A 21,480-nucleotide genomic window follows, 5' to 3' on the forward strand; every position below is an offset into this window, starting at 1 on the left:
ATGTCGGATTATGAAAATTGGCCCAGCGGCTGACATCCCGAAATTGCGCGTGTATGGGTAAGCCTGCGCAACAAACTGACTGAGCAGCGAAATTGTCGGCGTACGCAAAATGAGTTGTAACCGCTTGAAAATTGCGCAAATGCCCTCATTTATCTGTCAAGTTTTGCATTTTTCCTAACCGCCGCTCAGCGAAGCCCAGGAGAGATTGGCAGCACGGTCGGCCGGCTCCTAAATCCGCTTCCCTGACAAAAACAACCGCAAAGGGGAGCCGATGGCCAAAACGTTCAAGAACATTCCTTCACTGCACCGCTTGCTGGAGTCGGCGCCGTTGGAGTCGGTCCGTGATCTGCTGCTCAAGATCGACGAGCAAGGCTACGCCGCCTGTTTCGATGACGTTGACTGGCCTGAGGCGGATTCGGCTGATGACATCATCGAAGCCTGCCGGTTGGCAGTTCTGGAGGTGGCGGCCTTCCTGCAACCCGATGCGGGTGTTCCCCTCGAGCAGCATGCGTCACGCATCCTCAACTTGGCGGAAGGCCGGGGTGTGGAGGCTGTTGCCAAGGTGGCTGACCGGATTTTTGATTCGGCGAATTCAGCAGCGTTTGCACAACAGCGGGATGACTACGGCCGGGCCATCTACCTCTACTTGCACGAGGGCGAACTGTTCGATGACGCCGAGAACCTGTTCTATGCCGACCACTATCGCAACCTCGGCCGCATGTATGAAGCCTTTGAGGTCGACGCCAACGGTGGCCTGGATTTCCAGTGGGACGATACGGTCAAGGCGTCGTTGGAGGCGAAGTTGCAACAGGCGCTGGAGTTGCCAGACAACTGCAGGATCGACCACATCCGGGTGACCGGCAAGCGTGAGGATGGCACAGAGGTGGCATCCCACCTGCTGATCATTCGCCATGCCGGCCCGCTGTCAAGCGTGGCGGCCATGAAAGATGGCCGCAAGAAACCGATGTACTACCGGCCAGCGATCGAGGCCACGCTGCTGTTTTCCCCTGACGAAGCGATTGTTGAGGTTTTTGCGGCCAGCCCAGGGGTACGACCTGTCGTGGCGTCAGCGTTCGCCGAGGTGGGCTTGAAGCACAACCTGTCCGATCGGCCACTGACGCTGCGCCAATACAACCTGAGCCGGTTTTTGACCTCGCTGCGGCTGGATGCGCCCAGCGTGGCCGGCTTCGATATCGAATCGGTGACCGTGGTCGAGGCCGAGGTGCGGCCACAGAATTTCAAGCATCGCGCTTCGTTGCGCGTGGCCATCGGGGACGATATCGAGACCGTGGCCGCCGATTTGTTCGGACCGAACAACATTTTCAAGCGCGCAGCGCTGGTCAGCCGCATTGTGATTGCCGTGCGCTACTCGGCCGACGGCGAAGCCAAGACCAAAACGCTGAACATCACCCTGAGCGATCCCAATCGTTGCAATCTGCGCAGCAACCGTGATCCGAAGCAGCGCGATTTTGGCTTCAAGCTGCTGGAACACTGGGGGCTGATGCAACAGGTGCGGCCGTTGGATGCGGCCGAAGAGTGTGCGGCCTTTCCTGCCTTGTTGCGCCTCTACGATGAACATGCAGAAACGGTTTCGCGCCGCCATCTGGATACCCGGGGTATCTTGCTCGACCCTTTGCTCGAGGGCGGATTTCTTGTTCGCCGGGGGCGTCACAGCAGCATCGAAGTCGAGTTGGAAAACGGCGAGACGCAGTTGGTGACCGTCCAGTCTTCACCGACCATAGGGCACGTCCGTTACGAATGCCCGGTTTCGCTTCAATGGGTGGAACTGCCGGCCCAGTCGTTGGATTTCTTCGAGATCAAACGGGAGTGGGTCGAAGAGCGCATCATCAAGGGTCTCAAGTCCTCACTCCAGCCTGTCGGACAGATGCTGCAGGAGCAAGGCTTGATATTCCTCGGCATGCTCGATCTTGATGGCGAATCCATCCCCGCCTACCTGGCACGTCAGCTGTCCGATCAGCGCGTCATACGCGACTGCGACATCCAGCTGCGTGCCCACCAGAATGCCGGCATCGGGGTGGTGCTGGCGTGCTCCGAAACGGCACCGGCTTTCCTGGGGTGTCATGTCGTGGCGCCATTGACCACGCTGCTGCTGGTGGACGCTGCCGAGCCCACCGTCGATCTCGTCCGTCTCAAGAGCGTCTACGCTCAGGGCAAGGTGCTGGCCCGGGGTGGCCAGACGGTGGACTTCATTGTCGAGCACAACCGTTCAGGGTCACTGTTCATTCCCGGCAAGCCGGTTCTGACCGTGGTCGGTGAAAAGCAGATCAAGCTGGTTCAGCGACTGGTGGATGCCTACCGCTCTGAGAATCCGGCGGTGCTGACCAAGGACCTGATGGATGGCCTGGGTTCCGCTAGCCCAAGCCAGGCTTTCCGCAACTGGAAAGAGCATATCGAAGACATTTATATCGGCAAGGCCGGGGGCAAGCGCGGCGCCTGGAAGCTGCTCATCTAATTCGGTTTTTCCATCACCCACGCGGGCTGCCTTGTGCAGCCCGTTTGCATTTCTGGGCCGGCATCACCGTCTCATGAGCGTCTAAGTTTTACCGGATGAGCGTCTGAAGTCATATCCGGAGGATGCGCAGTGTTCCTCAACAACCCCATGGAGCGCTGCAATGCCAAATCCAACGGTCACCCACCCGAGATCGGGTGAAACCCCGCCGGTCATTCCCTCCGGCACCGATCCTGCCACCAAAACCCGGCTCTGCCAGCAGGCACTTGCCGAACGCTGGGGGCTCTCGCCAAAGACCCTAGAGCGCTGGCGTGTGCTGGGTATCGGCCCGGTCTACATCCGCCTGCCTGGCAAGGTCGTCTATCGCATCGAGGACGTCGAGGCGTTCGAGCGCAGTTCCCTGCGCCAGAGCACCGACCAAGCTTATCGCGAAGGAGGTGCGGCATGAACCGTCTCTCTCCCGATCAGGCATTGGCCACCCCAGCCGGTGAACTTGCTGCGCTTGCCAGCGAGTCGCTGTTCCAGCTCAAAAACGACGCGGCTGATCTCCTGGCCATGGCCAAGGCCATCGACCAGCACGTCGATCGCGCACTGGATCTCAAGTACGCCGACCGCGCCCATCAGCTGCGCTTGGCAGCCGGCAAAGACACCGGCGTCGTCCACTTCGACGACGGCCATGTCCGCATCACCGCTGATCTGCCCAAGAAAGTCGACTGGGACCAGAAGCGGCTCGCCGAGATCACCCAGCGCATCGCCGCCAACGGGGACGACCCGTCCGAGTACGTGGAGATCAGCTACCGGGTCTCGGAAACCAAGTTCAACGCGTGGCCCGAGTCGCTCAAGAGCGCCTTCGCCCCGGCACGCACCCTCAAGACCGGCAAGCCGGGCTTTCGTCTCGCTCTGCTTCAGGAGTAATCAAAATGAAAACCAAACCTACGCTGCTCGAACTGTTGCGCAAACAGCCGGAGATGTACCTTCGGGATCTGCCCGAAACCATTCGCATCCCGGCGCTGGACGGCAACCGCCCCGACGAAGTGGTGCGTCGCCTCGAGGACGCCACCCTCGATGACGTGGCATTCGCGATCCAGGGCCTGGATTCGGAATCCCGTCTGATCCATCGCCGTCTGAGCGGTCTGCGCGACCTGTACGAAATGGCCCGCAAGCGCGGCGCACTCGGCGTGACCACCGTCGCGGACGCGTTCGCCAACATCAGCACCGAGGAGGCCGCCAAATGAGCCTCCCCATCATTACTGCAGACCAGCGCCTGGCCGAGCGCCGTGGTGTGAAAGGCGTGCTCGTCGGCAAGAGCGGCATCGGCAAGACGTCACAGCTCTGGACGCTGAAACCCACGGCCACGCTATTCTTTGATCTTGAGGCTGGTGATCTCGCGGTCGAGGGCTGGGCCGGCGACACGATTCGCCCGCGCACCTGGCAGGAGTGTCGTGACTTCGCGGTGTACATCGGCGGGCCGAACCCGGCGCTGCGCGACGACCAGCCGTTCAGCCAGGCCCACTTCGACGCTGTGTGCGCGCGCTTCGGTGATCCGACGGTACTGGACAAGTACGACACCGTGTTCGTCGACTCCATCACCGTGGCCGGTCGCCTGTGCCTGCAATGGTGCAAGGGCCAGCCCCAGGCCTACTCCGAGAAGACCGGCAAACCCGACAGCCGGGGTGCGTATGGGCTGATGGGCCAGGAAATGATCGGCTGGCTGACCCACCTGCAGCACACGCGCGGCAAGAACGTGTGGTTCGTCGGCATCCTCGACGAGCGGCTGGATGACTTCAATCGCCGCGTGTTCTCGCTGCAGATCGACGGCTCAAAAACCGGACTTGAACTGCCCGGCATCGTCGATGAGGTCGTCACCCTGGCCGAGCTGAAGGCCGATGACGGCGCCAGTTACCGCGCCTTCGTCTGCCACACGCTGAACGCATGGGGCTACCCCGCCAAGGACCGCTCCGGGCGACTCGATCCGATCGAGGAGCCAAACCTCGGCCGCCTCATGGAAAAGATCGCCGGCCCGGCCAGGCCCGCCACCGAACGGCTCGCTTTCGCGCGCCCAGCGTCCGCTGCCTCGTCCGTCCCCAACACCGAATCCACTTCGACTCAGGAGTCCTGATCATGACCTACTTCGATTTCAATTCCGCTTCCGAACAGACCTCTTTCGACCTGATCCCCAAAGGCACGCTGATGCGTGTGCGCATGACCATCAAGCCGGGCGGCTTCGATGATCCGTCGCAGGGATGGACCGGCGGCTACGCCACCCGCAACGACAACACCGGCTCGGTCTACCTGAACTGCGAGTTCGTCGTGATGGAGGGTGAGTTCGCCCGTCGCAAGATGTGGTCGCTGATCGGCCTGCACAGCCCGAAAGGCCCTGAGTGGGCCAACATGGGCCGCACCTTCGTCAAGGCGATCCTCAACTCTGCGCGCGGTGTTCATCCTGGCGACAACAGTCCAGCCGCGCAGAACGCGCGCCGCATCAGCGGGTTTGCCGATCTCGATGGCATCGAGTTTCTCGGCAAGGTCGACTGGGACAAAGACCAGAACGGCCAGGACAAGAGCGTGATCAAGGCCGCGATCACGCCCGACCACAAGGACTACGCAGCCTTCATGGGTGGCGCGCAGGGAGCAGCGAAAGCGCCAACACCCGCAAACGGGTCGAACGCGTATGCCCAGGCTACGGGCCGTGCAGCCGTGCCGGGTCGCCCGAGCTGGGCACAGTAAGGGGGACGCCGCCATGATGCTTCGCCCCCGCCAAGCCCTGCTGGTCGAGCGCTCTTTGGCGGCGCTCGACCAACACGGCAACACCCTGTCTGTTGGCCCCACCGGGTCGGGCAAGACCATCATGCTGTCGGCGGTGGCCGGCAGCTTGTTGGCCGAGCCAGATGCCAAGGCCTGCATCCTCGCTCATCGCGATGAGCTGACCGGCCAGAACCTGACCAAGTTTGCACGGGTGAATCCTGGCGTCAGCACCTCCGTGTTCGACGCCAAGGACAAATCCTGGTCCGGTCGCGCCACTTTCGCGATGGTGCAAACGCTGTCACGCGACAACCATCTCGCTGCCATCCCGATCCTCGATCTGCTGGTGATCGATGAAGCGCATCACGCAGCCTCGGCATCGTACCGCCGCGTAATCGACCGCGTGCTGGACAAGAACCCGCGCGCCCAGATTTTCGGGGTGACGGCAACGCCTGCCCGCAGTGACGGCAAGGGACTGCGAGAGGTCTTCAGCAACGTCGCGGATCAAATCACCCTCGGCGAGCTGATCGCCTCCGGCCATCTTGTGCCGCCACGCACCTTTGTGATCGATGTCGGCGCCCAGGAGCAGTTGACGCGGGTGCGGCGCACTGCAACCGACTTCGACATGACGCAAGTCGAGGCGATTCTCAACAAGACGCCGATCACCGATGCCGTGATCCGTCATTGGCGCGAGAAGGCTGGCGACCGCAAGACGATCGTGTTCTGCTCGACCGTCGCCCATGCCGAGTGCGTGCGCCAGGCCTTTCGAGATGCCGGGGTATCCGCCGTGATCGTGCACGGCGAGCTGCCTGATGCTGAGCGAAAGGCACGCCTGGCCGAGTACGAATCCGGCAGCGCGCAGGTCGTGGTCAATGTGGCTGTGCTCACGGAGGGCTACGACTTCACGCCCACCTCCTGCGTGGTTCTGCTGCGACCCAGCTCGCACAAGTCCACGCTGACCCAAATGATCGGGCGTGGCCTGCGAACGATAGACCCAACGGAGCATCCTGGCGTCATCAAGACCGATTGCGTGGTCCTGGACTTCGGCACCGCGACCTTGATGTACGGTTCATTGGAACAGGGCGTCAATCTCGACGGACACCAGCATCACGGTGAAGCGCCCACCAAAGACTGCCCGTCCTGTGAAGCCACCGTCCCGCTGGGCTGCCGCGAATGCCCGCTGTGCGGATTCGTCTGGGAGAACGAGACCGCCGAGGAAGGAGATGCGCTGGCCGATTTCGTGATGACCGAGATCGATCTGCTCAAGCGCTCCAACTTCCGCTGGTGCGACTTGTTTGGCTGCGACGACGCACTGATGGCGACAGGCTTTAACGCCTGGGGTGGCGTGTTCTTCCTGAACGGCCGCTGGCACGCCGTGGGCGGCGGTAAGGACCTGCCGCCGCGCTTGCTGGCCGTTGGCGACCGCACGGTTTGCATGGCCAAAGCCGATGACTGGCTGAACGACCGCGAGTCGGCGGACTCCGCACACAAGACCCGGCGCTGGCTGAACGAGCCGCCTACGCCCAAGCAACTGCAGTATCTGCCCCAGGCGCTGCGCGCCGACTTTGGCATGACGCGCTATCAGGCCTCGGCGCTGCTGTCCTTCCAGTTCAACAAGTCGTCGATTCAGCGCCTCGTGGTCGCTGCCAACGATGCCCACCGGGAGGCCGCGTGAAATGTGCAGTCTGCTCACGAAAGGCCAAGGGCTTGGGCTACTTCAATCCACGCTTGCCGCGCAGCGACCCACGACGTTACTCGGACCGCTGGGTGTTCTGCTCCATGCGCTGTCAGAACGCGTTCTGCAAGCTCATGACGAAAACGGAGGGGCAAATGATCGATCCCAGTGAGATGGAGCTCGCCGCCATGGCGTCCTGCCTGGCGCCGCTTGGCGAGTATGTCGGCGCCATCGGTATGCAGCGACCACTGGCGGACTACAGCAAAGACGAAGTGCTGATGCTGATCGACGTGGTGGTGACAGCCTACCAGGAACACATGCTCGTCGAGCACGAGCGGATGGCAGAAAAGGATCGCGCCTTTCTTGAGGAGCGGCTCGCCCGCCAAGGCAAGCCGGTTTCGACGGGAGTGCCTCTCTGATGCTGGATTTCAATCACCGTCCCAAGATCCATGAGCAGATCGGCGTGCTCATCGACGCTGCACTTAGCGCCGATCGTGACAAGCAACCCCGTCGCAACTATCTCGGTGCGTCTCGCCTGGGTGTTGCCTGCGAGCGCGCGCTGCAATACGAGCATCTGCAAACCCCTGTCGACCCGGGTCGAGAGATTCCCGGACGCGTGCTGCGCATCTTCGAGGTGGGACACGCCCTCGAAGAGATGGCCATCCGCTGGCTGCGCATGGCCGGATTCGATCTATACACGCAAAAGGCCAGCGGCGGTCAGTTCGGCTTTTCCGTCGCGGGCGGCCGCATCCAAGGGCACGTCGATGGCGTCTTGAACGGCGGCCCCGCAGCGCTGGGAATGAGCTTTCCGGCCCTGTGGGAGTGCAAGACCATGAACGACAAGTCCTGGCGGGATACGGTCAAGCACGGCGTCAGCAAATCCAAACCGGTCTATGCCGCGCAGATGGCGGTCTACCAGGCCTACATGGAAGCGAGCGTGCCAGGCATCTCGTCAAACCCGGCGTTGTTTACCGCGATCAACAAGGACTCCGAGGAGATCTGGTTCGAGCTGGTGCCGTTCGATGGCGGCCTGGCGCAGCGGATGTCCGATCGCGCGGTTCGTGTCATCACGGCGACCGACAGCCAGGAACTGTTGCCGCGCCATGCGACTACACCGACGCATGTCGAGTGCAAATTCTGCCCCTGGCAGGACCGCTGTTGGGGTTCGACATGATGGCCGACAACATCATCTGGCTCGACTTCAATGACGCCCCCGAGCAGCGCGACGAACTGGCCACGGACACCGATGCGCTGCGTGCAGGGTTGCTGGACCGGCTCGAGGCCGTTCTCCACTACCTGTTTCCGCAGGGGCGCATCCGGGCTGGCAAATTCTATGTAGGCGATGTGGATGGCAACCCGGGCAGAAGTCTGGTGGTTGAGCTGGACGGGACACGGCGCGGCCTGTGGAAAGACTTCTCCACCGACGAGGGTGGCGATGTCATCGATCTGTGGGCGCGGTCGCAGGGTCGCTCCGCACGCAGCGACTTCCCGCGCATCGCTGGCGAGATCCGGCAGTGGCTCGGTCTTGCTCCACCGATCATCACGCCGATGCGCCGCGATGTTCGCAGCGTGCCGATGGACGACCTCGGCGCTTACACCGCCAAGTGGGACTATCTGTCACCCGAGGGCGAACTGATCGCCTGCGTCTACCGCTACGACCCGCCGACCGGCAAGGAATATCGTCCCTGGGATGTTCGCGCCCGCATGTGGCGCGCGCCGGACCCCAGGCCGCTCTATAACCTCCCGGTCATCTCGAAGGCGCGAGAGGTCGTCCTGGTCGAAGGCGAGAAGTGTGCGGCTGCATTGATCGCTTGCGGCATTGCGGCCACCACCGCAATGAACGGCGCCAAGGCTCCTGTCGACAAAACCGACTGGCATCCGTTGGCGGGGAAATCCGTGGTCATCTGGCCGGACCGGGATGCACCCGGCTGGGACTATGCTGAAAGTGCCGCGCGTGCTTGCGTGGCTGCGGGCAGCACATCCGTGGCGATCCTGGTACCGCCCACCGACAAGCCACCCAAGTGGGACGCCGCAGACGCGGTCGTCGAAGGGCTCGACTGCGCGGCATTCATCGCCCAGGGCGAACGCCGCGTGGTCAAGGCAGCGGTTCCCGCTCTGCCCACCTTCACGCTCGGCGAACTGCTCGACGACAACTCACCGCTGCCACCCGATCTGATCTCTCCGCGCGTGCTGACGCCGGCAGGCATGTTGGTGTTCGGCGGTGCGCCCAAGGTCGGCAAGAGTGACTTCCTGCTGTCGTGGCTGGCGCACATGGCCGCTGGCGCTGCGTTTCTGGGTATGCAGCCACCCAAACCGCTGCGGGTGTTCTACCTGCAGGCCGAGGTCCAGTACCACTACCTGCGCGAGCGCGTGAAGGATGTCCGCCTGCCGTCGCATCGGCTGCTGGACGCCCGCGCCAACTTCGTGGCCACGCCGCAGTTGCGGCTGGTGCTCGATGACGCGGGGCTCGCCCAGGTGATCCCAGCGATCATGAACGCCTTTGGCGGTGAGCCTCCCGACATCATCGCCATCGATCCTATCCGCAATGTGTTCGACGGCGGTGATGCCGGTGGCGAGAACGACAACGGCGCCATGTTGTTCTTCCTGTCGCAGCGGGTGGAGCGGATTCGCCAGGCGGTCAATCCGGACGCCGGGATCATTCTTGCGCACCACACCCGGAAACTGGGCAAGAAGCAGTTTGAGGAGGACCCGTTCCAGGCCTTGGCCGGCGCGGGAAGCCTGCGTGGCTACTACTCGACCGGGATGTTGCTGTTCCGGCCGGATGAGACGCGCACGACCCGTCAGCTGATCTATGAGTTGCGCAACGGTGCCGGCATTCCGCTCAAGCACATCGACAAGGTTCAGGGTGAGTGGCGCGAGGTCGACGCCAACCAGCGGCTGGTGATGAAGGAATACGGCGAGCGGCTGGATGCTGAGCGTCGGCGCAAGCGCGACGCGATCCTGGAGATTCTGTTTCAGGAGGCCGCCAACGGGCGCTGCTACACCGCCAATCAGTTTGCCGAAGGCTTTGAAGGCAAGGCTGGGCTGGGTGGCGAGCGCACCATCCGCGAGCGGCTATCGGCCCTGGCGACCCAGGGCTACATCAAGTATTTCCGGAATGCTGCTGACTACGGTTTGCCGTCCTGCGGGCGCACCAAGTTCGGCTATCTGTGTGTGGAAGGCATGGCGTTGCAGATGGCCATCGGACCGCCTGATCCGGACACCGGGGAGGTCGTGATGCAGACACATCTCGTCCTGCCCACCCACTACAAATGCCCGCAATCGGGGGCCGCCATGCCGGTCGAGAACCCCGAGGTGTGGGTGTACCAAGACGATCTCAACGATACCCAGGAGCCCGCATGAATACGCATCGTCAAGTTGGCAAAATTTCTGCCAACTGGAACCCACTTTTTGCCAACTGGATTCAGTTGGCAGACCCTTGCCAACTTCAATCCAATGTAAATCAACCACTTGAGCGCAAGTTGGCAAGTTGGCAAGTTGGAAACGCTGCCAACTTGCCAACTGACGCAAACCCGCATGGTTACTGGGTTTGCGCGGATTCTTCAGTTGGCGAAAACTCCCCCTCCTACTACGTAGGAGAGGGAACAGTGGTTCCCTCTCCCTCACGTAGGGAGATTTCCTTCGATGGTTGTGGCAGGGATCTGAATCGGCGGGTGGTACTCGCACTTGATCTCGGGACCACCACCGGTTGGGCATTGCTGGCCCGGGAAGGTGACATTGCACACGGGTTTGCGAGTTTCCGACCCCAGCGCTTCGAGGGGGGTGGCATGCGGTTTCTGCGCTTCAAGCGCTGGTTGGGGGAGCTCAAGACGATCGCCCAGGACATCCATGCGGTGTACTTCGAAGAGGTACGCCGTCATGCAGGGGTGGATGCCGCCCACGTCTACGGAGGCCTGATGGCCACGCTCACTACCTGGTGTGAGCACCAGAACATCGCCTATCTCGGCGTGCCCGTCGCCACGATCAAAAAGCACGCTACTGGCAAAGGCAATGCGGGCAAAGCCGAGGTCATCGCAGCCATGCGTGCCCTGGGCCACCCGGTCACCGATGACAACGAAGCCGATGCCCTGGCCTTGTTGCACTGGGCCATCGAGACGCAGGAGGCCTGACCATGAAAACACCGACACCTCACTACCGCTGCCCTCTGGGGCGCCTGCAGCCCCAGTCGCCCGATCTGGATGCCATCAAGCAAAGCGGCTGGCAGGAGCAGCGCATCCTGGTCGTGCATGCCGATGACAGCCGCCTGGACTTTCTTGAGCAGGAGGTCGTTCGACGCATCGGCCAGCGTCTTTACGGCGGGTCTCGCCATGGCTAAGTGGACGATCGACGATGTGGCCTTGCGCTTCAGTCAGGCGGCCGATGTGGCTCGACGTCTGCCAGCGGTTCGGGTCCAGGGATATTTCAACTGCTGGCCGGCGATCAAACGCGCCGAACATGAAAACTTGGGTGCGGATGACCGGCCACCGGTCTATTTCCCGCCCAGCCCGGAGTCGGTCGATCGGATGCTGGAAGTGATGCGCTGGGTGCTCTGGCTGGAAGAAGAGCAACGGCACCTGGTGTGGATGCGCGCCAAGCGCTACGGCTGGCGGGAAATCGGTATCCGCTTTGCGTGTGACCGCAGCACCGCCTGGCGACGTTGGCAGATGGCCCTGGCCAAGGTGGCGCTGCACCTCAATCTGGAAGATTGATCATGAAATTGCATGAAATCGCCAGCGTCTTACAAGGTCTGCGCAGACCTGCGTAACGCTGCGGGTTGAACCCGAAATCAGGCGTGCAACATATCCGCCGGATTGGCGTAGTATTCCAGCTATCTTCTGGACAGAGGTGCGAGGCAGCCGCCCACCCTGATTTGGATACTACCTAACCCCACGAACCCGCCCTGAGCACCATGCTCTTGGCGGGTTTGTCGTTTCAAGGCTCCCAGACCATCGTGCAAATCGAATATCGTCCGATCGAGGCGTTGATTCCTTACGCCCGTAACAGCCGCACGCACTCGGATGCCCAAGTTGCGCAGATCGCGGCATCCATCCGCGAGTTTGGCTGGACCAATCCGGTGCTGGTCGACGGCAGCAACGGCATCATTGCCGGTCACGGTCGGGTGCTGGCGGCACGTAAGCTGGGCTTCGAGAAGGTGCCGGTCATCGAACTGGCGCACCTGACCGAGTCGCAAAAGCGTGCCTATGTGCTGGCGGACAACAAGCTGGCTGAGAACGCCGGCTGGGATGATGAACTGCTACGTATCGAACTGGAGGCCTTGCAGGCTGCCGGTTTCGATCTGTCGCGGACCGGCTTTGCCGATGATGAACTGGCCGCGCTGATGGCGGAATTGGCAGGCAACGAGGGACTGACAGACGATGACGCCGTACCGGAGGTGACCGACGACCCCGTAAGCCAGCCAGGCGATGTGTGGCTGCTGGGTGAGCATCGCCTGCTGTGTGGCGATGCCACCGACCCTGTGGCACTGGAGACCCTGATGGGCAGCGATCTGGCCGACATGGCGTTTACCGATCCGCCCTACAACGTCAACTACGCCAACACCGCCAAGGACAAGCAGCGCGGCACTCACCGACCCATCCTTAATGACAACCTGGGTGAAGGCTTTGCCGGATTTCTGTCGGCGGCCTGCGCCAACCTGCTGGCCTACAGCAAGGGCGCGGTTTACATTGCCATGAGCTCCAGCGAGCTTGACACCCTGCAGCTCGCATTTCGCGGCGCCGGTGGCAAGTGGTCCACCTTCATCATCTGGGCCAAGAACACCTTCACACTGGGTCGCGCTGACTACCAGCGCCAGTACGAACCCATCCTGTATGGCTGGCGTGATGGCGTCGATCACTTCTGGTGCGGTGACCGTGACCAGGGTGATGTCTGGTTCATCAACAAGCCGGTCAAGAACGATCTGCATCCGACCATGAAGCCGGTTGAACTGGTCGAGCGGGCAATTCGCAACAGCAGTAAAACGCGGGACATCGTGCTCGATCTGTTTGGCGGCTCCGGCACGACCCTGATTGCCGCTGAGAAAACTCAGCGCCGCGCACGGCTGGTGGAGCTTGACCCCAAGTATGTCGATGTGATCGTCAAACGTTGGCAGGATTACACGGGCAAGGCGGCCACATTGGCCGCCACCGGTAAAACCTTTGCGGAGTGCGCAACGTCAGATCAGCTCGCCCCTGAACCGCAGGAGGCGTGAGGCATATTCAGTGGTCCACGCGCTTGAGGTCGCGGTAGAAATTCTCGTGAGGCCCAGCCATCAGCAGCTTGATAGTTTGTGGGTCCAGAACGCGATAGGCGAGCAGGCACAGCTGATTGATCATCTTGAACTTGTAGACTTGCACGCCAGCCAGATCGCCAACCTTGGCCTCACCGATATCGGGGTCACTGGCGATGGCGCGCACCGCATCATCAAGCGCCGCCTTCTGCTGACGGTGCAGCTTTTTGACGGTGCGCTCGAAAGTCGGGGTAACGAGTAGACGCATCAGCCGAACTGATACTCGCCCACAGGTTCTTCCTGATCGGCGATCAGAATGTCACGGATCACGCTGAAGGGCAGATCCGGGTTCTCCGCGGCAATCTTGCCGATCTGAGACCAATATTCGATTTGCTTGGGTACCGAGCGGTGCTCGATGGTGCCGTAATGCCTGGCGGTCTCGACCAAGGCTTCTGGCAGCTTGACGTTGATGGCCATGGAAACCTCCTTAAAGTGGCTCCATTGTAGTCCATCATGGACCAAAACGGAACCCTGTTTGATGCCGGTTAGGCAACCCGGTAAACGCGCTGGTCATGCTCATCCTTGCTGGAGCTCAGTGTCAGGCCCAGCTTCTTCTTGAAGGCCCCGGCAAAGGTGCCGCGTACCGTATGTGGCTGCCAGCCCGTGGCCTCAACGATCTGGCTGATGGTGGCGCCTTCTGGGCGCTGGAGCATAGCGATGATCTGCGCCTGCTTGGTGTTCTCCCGGGTGCGCGGCGCGGCTTTGATCGGCTCGGCCAAAGCCGGTGGCACCGCCAGTCCCAGCGTCTCGTAAGCCAGGTCAGTGACCCGGTGGCTCTCACCATCGATTTGAATCAGCCCCTGCCGCAGCAGGCTGCCCAACACCTTGTCTCGGGCACCGCCCTTGAGGTTGTCGGGAAACCAGCTCAGTTGGCCACCGGACGACTGGATGGCGGTGTTGAGGATCAGGGCCTGGGTGTCGGTCAGTTTCATGGTCATCTCCTTGTGATGGATCGGTGTGCGTTGAATTGGGGTGCGCTTACTCGGCGTACTCGCCTTCCTTGAAGTAGGCATCGGTCACTTCCTTGAGGGCATTGACGTGGTGCGTCACGTCACCGACGTGGCCCCAGGTCACCGCATCCGGGCTGACCCCAAAGTGGTCATCGCGCATCTGTTGCAGCCGCTGGAGCAAGGCGTCGAATTCGCCGGCCTTGGCGATAAAGCTGTCCAGGGCGGTGGGCTTGGCGGTCTGGGTGGTCATGGTCGGGTCCTTTTTGCGGGTGGGTGATCGTGTCTGTATGAACGCTTCATTCGGCCGGCTTAGCAACTCGTTTCTGGGGGATCTGCCGAGGTTTTTTGCCGGCCTGCTGACCTGCCTCAAAAGCCGCCTGCAGCGCGGCTTTGATGTTCCAGACCGCCAGGTCATGGAAGTCCAGCCGGTCGCTGTTGCGCGTGTCCAGGGTCTCAAGCCCGAGGATGGTTTGGGCGATGTGATCGAGCGTCGGGTGGGTCATGGTGTGGGCTCTGGTTGATTGCGATGACCGTATGAACGCTTCATTTCCGGAAGAAGCCAAGTTGAATCTGGCCCCTGTCGCATCAATCCCACGCAGGGACGGGCAGTGGCTCGCAACGCTTCGCTATTTCATCGCCGGGGACCCTGGCGACCTTAGCCAGTGCGGGGCGGCGGACCCGCGAGATTTGCGCAGGCACAGGCCGCGCTACGGTTTCGCTTCGCGGCTCAATTCAAGGCACCACAGGGCCTGGCCGTGATCCGAGACGAAATGGCCGGCATCAGTGTTTCGCTTGACGGCGAAATGTCGGCGCTCACAGCCCAGCTTTGATTTCCCCTTTACCCACGAGCCACCCTGCATGGCAACTGCCCCCATCGAATCGCTGGCCAAGCTGCTGGATCTCACCCCGCGTCGGGTGCAGCAGCTGGCCAAGGAAGGCGTGATCCCCAAGCCGGCGACGCGTGGGCAGTACGACATCATCCCGTCGGTCGTGGCCTACATCCGCCACCTGCGGGCGGTGGCCAGCGGCGACGGCGGTGATCTCCTGACTGAAAAAACCCGCCTCGCCCGTGCCCAGGCCGAAAAAACCGAAGTCGAGATCGCTCGCCTCAAGGGCGTGCTGGTGCCCGCTGCGGAAGTCGAGCGCGCCTGGGCCAGCATGATCGCCGCCGCCCGGGCCAAGTTATTGACCCTGCCGGTGCGCGCCACCCCGTTGGTGCTGCCGCTTTCTGAGGAGTCGGCCATTGAACGGCTGCTGACGGACATGGTGATGGAGGCCTTGTCGGAACTTGCTGAGGCCGCCCTTGACGATGATCCAGACCTTGCTAACCCGGGTGCGCTCGCTGTGGCGGCCACCACCGACGATGACGGTGAGCCAATGGGCTGACACGCATCTTTACCTCTCGCCCGAGGACAGCGCGGAGTCGGGCAAGTACCTGAGCGATCGTGCCCCGTATCAGCGCGGCATCATGGATGCGTTCAGCGAACCCGGGGTCGAGGAGGTCGTCATGATGTCCTCGGCGCAGGTGGGCAAGACGCTCATCCTGAAGTCCTTGATTGGCTACTTCATCGATCTCGACCCGTCGCCGATTCTGGTCGTGCAGCCCACCATCGAGATGGGAGAGACCTTCTCCAAGGATCGTCTGGCGCCGATGATCCGCGACACCCCAGCCCTGGTCGGCAAGGTGCGCGACGCCAAGAGCCGCGACTCGGGCAACACGATTCTCAAGAAACACTTCCCCGGCGGGCATCTGACGATTGCCGGGGCTAACAGCGCGGCGAGCCTGTCCAGCCGTCCGATCCGGATTCTGCTCTGCGACGAGGTCGATCGCTACCCGCCCTCGGCCGGTACCGAAGGCGATCCGGTCAACCTGGCCCGCAAGCGTACCGCCACCTACCGCGCGCGCAAGAAGGTGGCGCTGGTTTCGACGCCAACCCTCAAGGGGCACAGCCGGATCGAGCGCGCCTGGCTGCAGTCGGATCAGCGACGCTACTTCGTGCCGTGCCCCCATTGCGGTCACCGGCATGTGCTGGAGTGGGCCAATGTGCTGGTCAATGAAGCGGACTTGGCGCAAACATCGCTGGTCTGCCCATCCTGCGGTGCCCTGATCCGCGACAGCGACCGGCCGCTGATGCTCGCGCAGGGGCAATGGATGGCCCAGTGCCCGCAACGCCCGATTCCCGGGTTTCATCTGAATGAGCTCTATTCGCCTTGGCGCAAGCTCTCGGAGATCGCCAGCGATTTCCTGCGCGCCCGGGGCAACCCCGAAGAAGAAAAGACCTGGTGGAACACCGCCATGGGGGTGCCTTTCGAAAGCGTGGGCGAGCGAGCCAGTGCCGACCTGCTGGCCCAGCAGCGCGAAGCGTACGCACCGGACCACCTGCCGGCAGGCGTGCTGACCGTCACCGCTGGCGTGGATACGCAAAAGGATCGACTGGAAATCGAGCTCGTGGGCTGGGGTGCAGGTGAGGAGTCTTGGGGTATCGAGCACATCGTGCTGCACGGCAACCCGGCAGAACCAGCGCTGTGGCAGCAACTGGATGGCTTGTTGATCAGCACCCGTCTGCCCACTGAGGATGGCCGAGCACTGCGCATCGCTGCCTGCTGTATCGACTCTGGCGGCCACCATGTGCAGCCAGTGTATGAGTTCGCCACCCCGCGTGCGGCGCGCAACGTCTGGGCGGTCAAAGGCCAGTTCGGTCCGCGCCCGGTCTGGCCCAAGCGGCAGACGAAGTCCAAAAAATACCGGGGCCACATGGTGCGCCTGATCGGTGTCGACACCGCCAAGGACACGATCTATGCGCGCTGGCAAGTTGCGTCAGGTAAACCTGGCTACTGCCACTTTCCGATGTCGTATGACGAGGCCTGGTTCGAGCAGGCCACTGTCGAAAAACGCGTGACCCGTATCGATACCAGAGGCAATGAGGTGCGCGCCTGGCAGAAACCCTCCGGGGCGCGCAACGAAGCGCTGGACTGCCGCGTGTATGCCTATGCCGCGCTGCAGGGACTCAAGATCGAGCGCCGCCTCGTGCTGGCCAAACTGGCTGGCGCAGCCATCGAAGGCGAGCTCATGACATCGCAACACGAGCCCGTCGTCGCCAGGCCCAACGAGGGCTCGCCTCGACTGAGGCAAGCGACGGCGCCTGCTTCCGGACACCACCATTCACCAGCACGTCGGGTCGCGGCATCCGCCTACCTGCGCCGACGTTGAGCATCGAGGAAACCTCACATGGCCTTTACCCAGGACGACGTCGTCCGGATCGAACGTGCCCTGGCCAAGGGCGAGCACATCGTCCGGTTTGCGGACCGCACCGTGGAATACCGCTCGGTGCAAGAACTGATCGAGGCCCGCGATCGCATGCTCAATGAGCTCTCGAAAGTTGGCGGGCGTCGTACCCGGATCGTGCGCTTGTTTCATGCCGGCAAGGGGTGGTGAGCATGCCCGCGTCCTACCCTTGGTTGGCGCAGCGCGGCTTTCTGATGCCCCAGCGCCTGACCCGTGTTCAAGCCAGCTATGACAGCGCCGGCAACGGTCGTCGTCTGGGCGGCTGGAAGGCGCCCGATGGCGGGCCAAGTTCGGCGTCGCTTGGCGGTCTGCAGCATTTGCGCAACCGATCGCGCGCCGCCACGCGCAACGACCCCTATGCCTTCTCGGCCATAGACCGGCTGGTGTCGAACACCATCGGTACCGGGATCACCCCCAAACCCCGCCATCCCGACGATGGCGTGCGGCGCCAGTTGCAGGCGTTATGGGAGGACTGGTGCGACGAAGCCGATGCCGACGGTCGCACCGACCTCTATGGGCTGCAGGCGCTGGTTTGCCGGGCGGTCTACGAGTCGGGCGAGTGCTTCATTCGCCTGCGGCCCCGGCGGCTTGAGGATGCCATGGCGGTGCCCCTGCAGTTGCAGGTGCTCGAGCCTGAGTTCGTGCCGCACGACAAGCATGATCAAGGCCGTGGCGGCAATGTCATCCGCGCCGGCATTGAGTACAACGCAATCGGACAGCGGACCGCCTACTGGATGTACCGCGCCCATCCCGGTGATGGCCCGAGTCCTGCATTGGGGTTTAACGATCTGGTGCGCGTCCCGGCCGAGCAGGTGTTGCACATCTATGAGCCGCTGCGCGCGGGTCAGTTGCGTGGTGTCCCCGTTCTGGCACCGGTCTTGGCACGACTCAAGTCGCTCGACGACTTTGATGACGCGGTGCTGTTTCGGCAGGAAGTGGCCAACCTGTTTGCCGGCTTCATCCGCAAACCGGCGCCCGAGGATCTGCCGGTCGATCCGGTAACGGGTGCCCCCATCCAGACCGATGCCGATGGTTTCACCCCAATGGTGGGGCTGGAGCCCGGCACCCTGCAGGAACTGCTGCCTGGCGAAGAGGTGGATTTCTCCAATCCGCCCGACGCCGGCAACACCTACCCGGACTTCATGCGTCAGCAGTTGCTGGCCACCGCTGCCGGGGCAGGTTTGCCCTTCGAGTTGCTGACCGGGGACCTGCGCAATGTGAATGACCGGGTGATCCGGGTGGTGTTGAACGAGTTTCGGCGGCGCATCGAGCAGCGCCAGTTTGGCGTCTTCGTCCACCAGATGTGCCGGCCTGTGCGTGCTGCCTGGCTGGACATGGCGGTGCTGGCCGGTGCCATCGCGCTGCCTGATTACCCTCGACAACGGCGCGCGTATCTGCGCACCCGCTGGGTGCCGCAAGGCTGGTCCTACCTGCACCCGGTGCAGGACGTGCAGGCCCGGCGCATGGAAGTGCGTGCCGGCTTTACCTCGCGTTCGGAAGTCGCACTGCGCCAAGGCTACGACGCTGAACTCATCGACGCAGAAAACGCGGCCGACATCGCCCGCGCTGATGCCTTGGGCCTGGCCTATGACTCGGATCCGCGCGCCAACCCGGCAGCGCCCACACCAACCATTTCCAATCTTGAGGAGCAGGCATGAGCCACCTTCCCCAGGCTGCGCCAACGCGCAGCTGGTACCGCATTCAGGCCAAGACTGATGCCGATCAACCGAAATCCATCGAAGTGCTGATCTATGACGAGATCGGGCTTTGGGGCATCAGCGCCGCCCGCTTCATCGACGAGCTCAAGGCGATGGACGATGGGCAGGCTGCGATCACGATCGCCATCAACAGCCCGGGCGGTGATGTGTTCGACGGGTTTGCCATTCACAACGCGCTGCTGCGTCTGGGTGCGCGCTGCACCGTGCGCATCGACGGCCTGGCCGCATCGGCTGCCAGTGTCATCGCCTGTGGCGGGCATCAGGTGGTGATGGCGGCCAACGCCATGCTGATGATCCACAACCCGTGGACCTTCACCTACGGCAGTGCCCACGACCTGCGCAAAACCGCTGACATGATGGACAAGGCGCGCGACGGCATCCTGGCGGCCTACCGACGCAAGGCTCCTGCCATCGAAGACGCCACGCTCATTCAGATGCTCGATGAAGAGACCTGGTTGAGTGCCGACGAGGCCTTGGCGCTGGGCTTGGTGGACGTCATTGGCGAGTCTGTGGCACTGCAGGCCTGCCGGGGCTCGACCAATGTGCTGGCGCGCTTCAAGCATCCCCCCGAAGCCTTGCTGGCAGCCAGTGCTGAGTTGATTCCCGAAGAACCAGCCCAGGCGCCCGAACCCCAGCCAGACCCGACCCGGCTCTCACGCAATGCTGCGCGTTTCTCTCAAGCCTGCCTCGCCTGCGGGTTGGCTGAATTCACTGAGGAGTTGCTGATGAACACCCCCCTTTCCGATGACGGCGCGGTGTCCGCGCAGATTGAGCGTCTGCAAGCGATTCGCACCTTGTGTGCCAGCGCCCGGTTGCCGGAGCTCGCTGCCGACTACGCGCGCTCCGGGCTGAGTGTGGAGGCCGTGCGTGCGCGGCTGTTTGATCGATTGCTGGCCGCGCAAGGCGCTGCGATCGACAACAAGGAGTCGCCGCTAACCCCCGATGCCCACGCGGCGGCCAGCCCGAACACGAGCGCCATTTACGCCGCGCGCAAGAAAAAGCCCAGCCGCCCGGCGGCCGTCAAAACGGCCACGCGCCAAGCGCCCACCCCTTAATCATCACCAGGAGCACACACCATGAACATCCAAACCGAGGCCGTCCACACGGCCGAATTCCTTCTCTCCGAGGGCAACCGCGAGATCTCGCGCGAAGCCATCACGGTCGCTGCCGGTGACGCGCTGCCTGCCGGGCAGGTCCTGGGCATTCAGACCGCCTCTGGCCATTACGCCGCCTACAGCCCGGCAGCCACCGATGGCACCGAGGTGGCGGTGGGCATCTTGCACGCCGCACTGCCGGCATCGGCAGACGTACGCAATGGCGTGGCCTTCGTGCGCCTGGCTGAGGTCGCCGCAGCGCGGCTGACGGGTCTGGATGCCGCAGCGATTGCCGATCTCAAATCCCGTCACCTCATCGTGCGCTAACCCACGTGCCTAACCCATTTCGGAGACTTCCATGCCCCAGACTCTCGACATCTTCAACGACGACGCCTTCGGTGTCGCTTCGCTCACCGCCGCCATCAACAACCCGCCCGAAGGCCAATATGTGCCCACTCTGCTCGACAGCCTCTTTGAGGAAGAGGGCATCACGACGACCTCGGTCATGATCGAGCGCGATGGGGATGCTCTGGCCCTGGTGCCAGCCACCGAGCGCGGTGCACCGGGTGACGTCACCGTGGGATCGAAGCGCGACATGATCCCGTTCTCGACCCTGCACCTGGCCACCACGGGGGCCATCAAAGCGGACGAAGTCCAGGGCGTGCGCGCCTTTGGCTCTGAGTCGCAAACCCAGACGGTGCAGAACCTGGTCACCCAGCGCCTGCTCAAAATGCGCCAGCGTCTGGAAGCGACCCTGCGCTATCACCGCTTTGGCGCGGTCACCGGCAAGATCTACGATGCGGACGGTTCGCGCGTCCTGTTGGACTTGCATCAGCGCTTTGGTATCACCGCGCAGTCGGTGGCCATGACACTGGGCTCCGAAACCACCGACTTGCAGCAAAAGATTCGCGATGCCAAGCGCAAGAGCGAGGATGTGATCGGCGACTCGGGCGTGATCACCGGCTGGCTGGGCATTTGCGGTCGCGGTTTCTACGATGCCTTTGTCGGCCACGCCACCGTTAAGCAGGCCTACGACCGTTGGAACGATGGTCAATTCCTGCGTGACGATCTGCGCAAGGGCTTCACCTTCGGCGAGGTGACCTGGAAGGAGTTCTACGGCAAGGTCGGCAGCATTATTGATCGGGCCCCATAAAGATTGAACTTTCTGCTGATTTTCGCGTTCGAAGCAGCATGGACAAAGAAGACGCGAGATACCAAACCCTGGAGCAGCTTCACGAGCGGCGCAAGCAAGTCATCCG

26 protein-coding genes are annotated in these 21,480 nt (G+C 62.6%); 21 read left to right on the forward strand and 5 right to left on the reverse strand.

Annotated elements, in window-relative coordinates:
- The first annotated feature begins 271 nt into the window (after positions 1–271).
- From QZ709_RS17100 to QZ709_RS17165, 14 genes are all read left to right on the forward strand, one after another.
- Entirely contained in the window at positions 272–2,473 is a 2,202-nt protein-coding gene (locus QZ709_RS17100) for a hypothetical protein (RefSeq protein WP_294638640.1), read from the forward strand.
- A gap of 160 nt (positions 2,474–2,633) precedes the next feature.
- Positions 2,634–2,918 carry a DNA-binding protein gene (locus QZ709_RS17105; protein WP_294638641.1) on the forward strand — a complete coding sequence of 95 codons (285 nt, stop codon included), beginning with the start codon at positions 2,634–2,636 and terminating at the stop codon, positions 2,916–2,918.
- Complete coding sequence (locus QZ709_RS17110) at positions 2,915–3,385, forward strand: hypothetical protein (protein ID WP_294638642.1); 471 nt, start codon at positions 2,915–2,917, stop codon at positions 3,383–3,385. Before QZ709_RS17105 ends, QZ709_RS17110 begins: the two co-directional genes overlap by 4 nt.
- 5 nt (positions 3,386–3,390) lie before the next feature.
- A complete protein-coding gene (locus QZ709_RS17115) occupies positions 3,391–3,705 on the forward strand; it encodes a hypothetical protein (protein WP_294638643.1) in 315 nt (104 codons plus the stop codon).
- A complete protein-coding gene (locus QZ709_RS17120; protein WP_294638644.1) occupies positions 3,702–4,589 on the forward strand; it encodes an ATP-binding protein in 888 nt (295 codons plus the stop codon). The genes QZ709_RS17115 and QZ709_RS17120 overlap by 4 nt, the downstream gene beginning before the upstream one ends.
- 2 nt (positions 4,590–4,591) lie before the next feature.
- On the forward strand, positions 4,592–5,197 hold the full coding sequence (locus tag QZ709_RS17125; protein ID WP_294638645.1) for a hypothetical protein: 606 nt from the start codon (positions 4,592–4,594) through the stop codon (positions 5,195–5,197).
- A 13-nt stretch (positions 5,198–5,210) separates the two neighbouring features.
- Positions 5,211–6,887: a DEAD/DEAH box helicase gene (locus QZ709_RS17130; RefSeq protein ID WP_294638646.1), complete on the forward strand. Its 1,677-nt coding sequence runs from the start codon at positions 5,211–5,213 to the stop codon at positions 6,885–6,887.
- A 155-nt stretch (positions 6,888–7,042) separates the two neighbouring features.
- Complete coding sequence (locus tag QZ709_RS17135) at positions 7,043–7,306, forward strand: DUF6511 domain-containing protein (protein WP_294638647.1); 264 nt, start codon at positions 7,043–7,045, stop codon at positions 7,304–7,306.
- On the forward strand, positions 7,306–8,061 hold the full coding sequence (locus tag QZ709_RS17140) for a hypothetical protein (protein ID WP_294638648.1): 756 nt from the start codon (positions 7,306–7,308) through the stop codon (positions 8,059–8,061). The genes QZ709_RS17135 and QZ709_RS17140 overlap by 1 nt, the downstream gene beginning before the upstream one ends.
- Entirely contained in the window at positions 8,058–10,250 is a 2,193-nt protein-coding gene (locus tag QZ709_RS17145) for an AAA family ATPase (RefSeq protein ID WP_294638649.1), read from the forward strand. Before QZ709_RS17140 ends, QZ709_RS17145 begins: the two co-directional genes overlap by 4 nt.
- 299 nt (positions 10,251–10,549) lie before the next feature.
- Complete coding sequence (locus QZ709_RS17150) at positions 10,550–11,017, forward strand: hypothetical protein (protein ID WP_294638664.1); 468 nt, start codon at positions 10,550–10,552, stop codon at positions 11,015–11,017.
- Between the two features lie 2 nt (positions 11,018–11,019).
- Positions 11,020–11,223: a hypothetical protein gene (locus QZ709_RS17155; protein ID WP_294638650.1), complete on the forward strand. Its 204-nt coding sequence runs from the start codon at positions 11,020–11,022 to the stop codon at positions 11,221–11,223.
- Positions 11,216–11,596 carry a DUF6362 family protein gene (locus tag QZ709_RS17160; protein ID WP_294638651.1) on the forward strand — a complete coding sequence of 127 codons (381 nt, stop codon included), beginning with the start codon at positions 11,216–11,218 and terminating at the stop codon, positions 11,594–11,596. The genes QZ709_RS17155 and QZ709_RS17160 overlap by 8 nt, the downstream gene beginning before the upstream one ends.
- A 200-nt stretch (positions 11,597–11,796) precedes the next feature.
- Positions 11,797–13,095, forward strand: coding sequence for a site-specific DNA-methyltransferase (locus tag QZ709_RS17165; RefSeq protein ID WP_294638652.1), 1,299 nt, complete (start codon positions 11,797–11,799; stop codon positions 13,093–13,095).
- Positions 13,096–13,102: 7 nt separating this feature from the next.
- On the opposite strand, the gene QZ709_RS17170 is transcribed toward QZ709_RS17165, so the two are convergent.
- The 5 genes from QZ709_RS17170 to QZ709_RS17190 form a co-directional block, all read right to left on the reverse strand.
- Entirely contained in the window at positions 13,103–13,381 is a 279-nt protein-coding gene (locus QZ709_RS17170; RefSeq protein ID WP_294638653.1) for a type II toxin-antitoxin system RelE/ParE family toxin, read from the reverse strand.
- On the reverse strand, positions 13,381–13,590 hold the full coding sequence (locus tag QZ709_RS17175; protein WP_273624995.1) for a hypothetical protein: 210 nt from the start codon (positions 13,588–13,590) through the stop codon (positions 13,381–13,383). Before QZ709_RS17175 ends, QZ709_RS17170 begins: the two co-directional genes overlap by 1 nt.
- 68 nt (positions 13,591–13,658) lie before the next feature.
- The gene (locus tag QZ709_RS17180; protein ID WP_294638654.1) at positions 13,659–14,111 is read right to left on the reverse strand and encodes a DUF3489 domain-containing protein; all 453 of its coding nucleotides are present in this window, start codon (positions 14,109–14,111) and stop codon (positions 13,659–13,661) included.
- A gap of 40 nt (positions 14,112–14,151) precedes the next feature.
- Positions 14,152–14,373: a hypothetical protein gene (locus tag QZ709_RS17185; protein WP_294638655.1), complete on the reverse strand. Its 222-nt coding sequence runs from the start codon at positions 14,371–14,373 to the stop codon at positions 14,152–14,154.
- Between the two features lie 46 nt (positions 14,374–14,419).
- Positions 14,420–14,626, reverse strand: coding sequence for a hypothetical protein (locus QZ709_RS17190; RefSeq protein WP_273624998.1), 207 nt, complete (start codon positions 14,624–14,626; stop codon positions 14,420–14,422).
- 355 nt (positions 14,627–14,981) lie between these two features.
- Here QZ709_RS17190 and QZ709_RS17195 point away from each other — a divergent pair, with 355 nt between their 5' ends.
- From QZ709_RS17195 to QZ709_RS17225, 7 genes are read left to right on the forward strand one after another with little or no spacing between them, the layout of a single operon-like run.
- Positions 14,982–15,509, forward strand: coding sequence for a hypothetical protein (locus QZ709_RS17195; RefSeq protein WP_294638656.1), 528 nt, complete (start codon positions 14,982–14,984; stop codon positions 15,507–15,509).
- Positions 15,433–17,334, forward strand: coding sequence for a phage terminase large subunit family protein (locus QZ709_RS17200; protein WP_294638665.1), 1,902 nt, complete (start codon positions 15,433–15,435; stop codon positions 17,332–17,334). Before QZ709_RS17195 ends, QZ709_RS17200 begins: the two co-directional genes overlap by 77 nt.
- An 18-nt stretch (positions 17,335–17,352) precedes the next feature.
- Positions 17,353–17,559 (forward strand): hypothetical protein, encoded by a 207-nt coding sequence (locus QZ709_RS17205; RefSeq protein WP_294638657.1) that lies wholly within the window; start codon positions 17,353–17,355, stop codon positions 17,557–17,559.
- 2 nt (positions 17,560–17,561) lie between these two features.
- Positions 17,562–19,067, forward strand: a complete 1,506-nt coding sequence (locus QZ709_RS17210; RefSeq protein ID WP_294638666.1) for a phage portal protein — start codon at positions 17,562–17,564, stop codon at positions 19,065–19,067.
- Positions 19,064–20,182, forward strand: a complete 1,119-nt coding sequence (locus tag QZ709_RS17215) for a head maturation protease, ClpP-related (RefSeq protein WP_294638659.1) — start codon at positions 19,064–19,066, stop codon at positions 20,180–20,182. Before QZ709_RS17210 ends, QZ709_RS17215 begins: the two co-directional genes overlap by 4 nt.
- 21 nt (positions 20,183–20,203) lie before the next feature.
- The gene (locus tag QZ709_RS17220) at positions 20,204–20,548 is read left to right on the forward strand and encodes a head decoration protein (RefSeq protein WP_294638661.1); all 345 of its coding nucleotides are present in this window, start codon (positions 20,204–20,206) and stop codon (positions 20,546–20,548) included.
- 31 nt (positions 20,549–20,579) lie between these two features.
- On the forward strand, positions 20,580–21,374 hold the full coding sequence (locus QZ709_RS17225) for a major capsid protein (protein ID WP_294638662.1): 795 nt from the start codon (positions 20,580–20,582) through the stop codon (positions 21,372–21,374).
- Positions 21,375–21,480 lie beyond the last annotated feature (106 nt).

This window comes from uncultured Aquabacterium sp. (genome assembly GCF_913773725.1).
Classification (GTDB): domain Bacteria; phylum Pseudomonadota; class Gammaproteobacteria; order Burkholderiales; family Burkholderiaceae_C; genus Aquabacterium.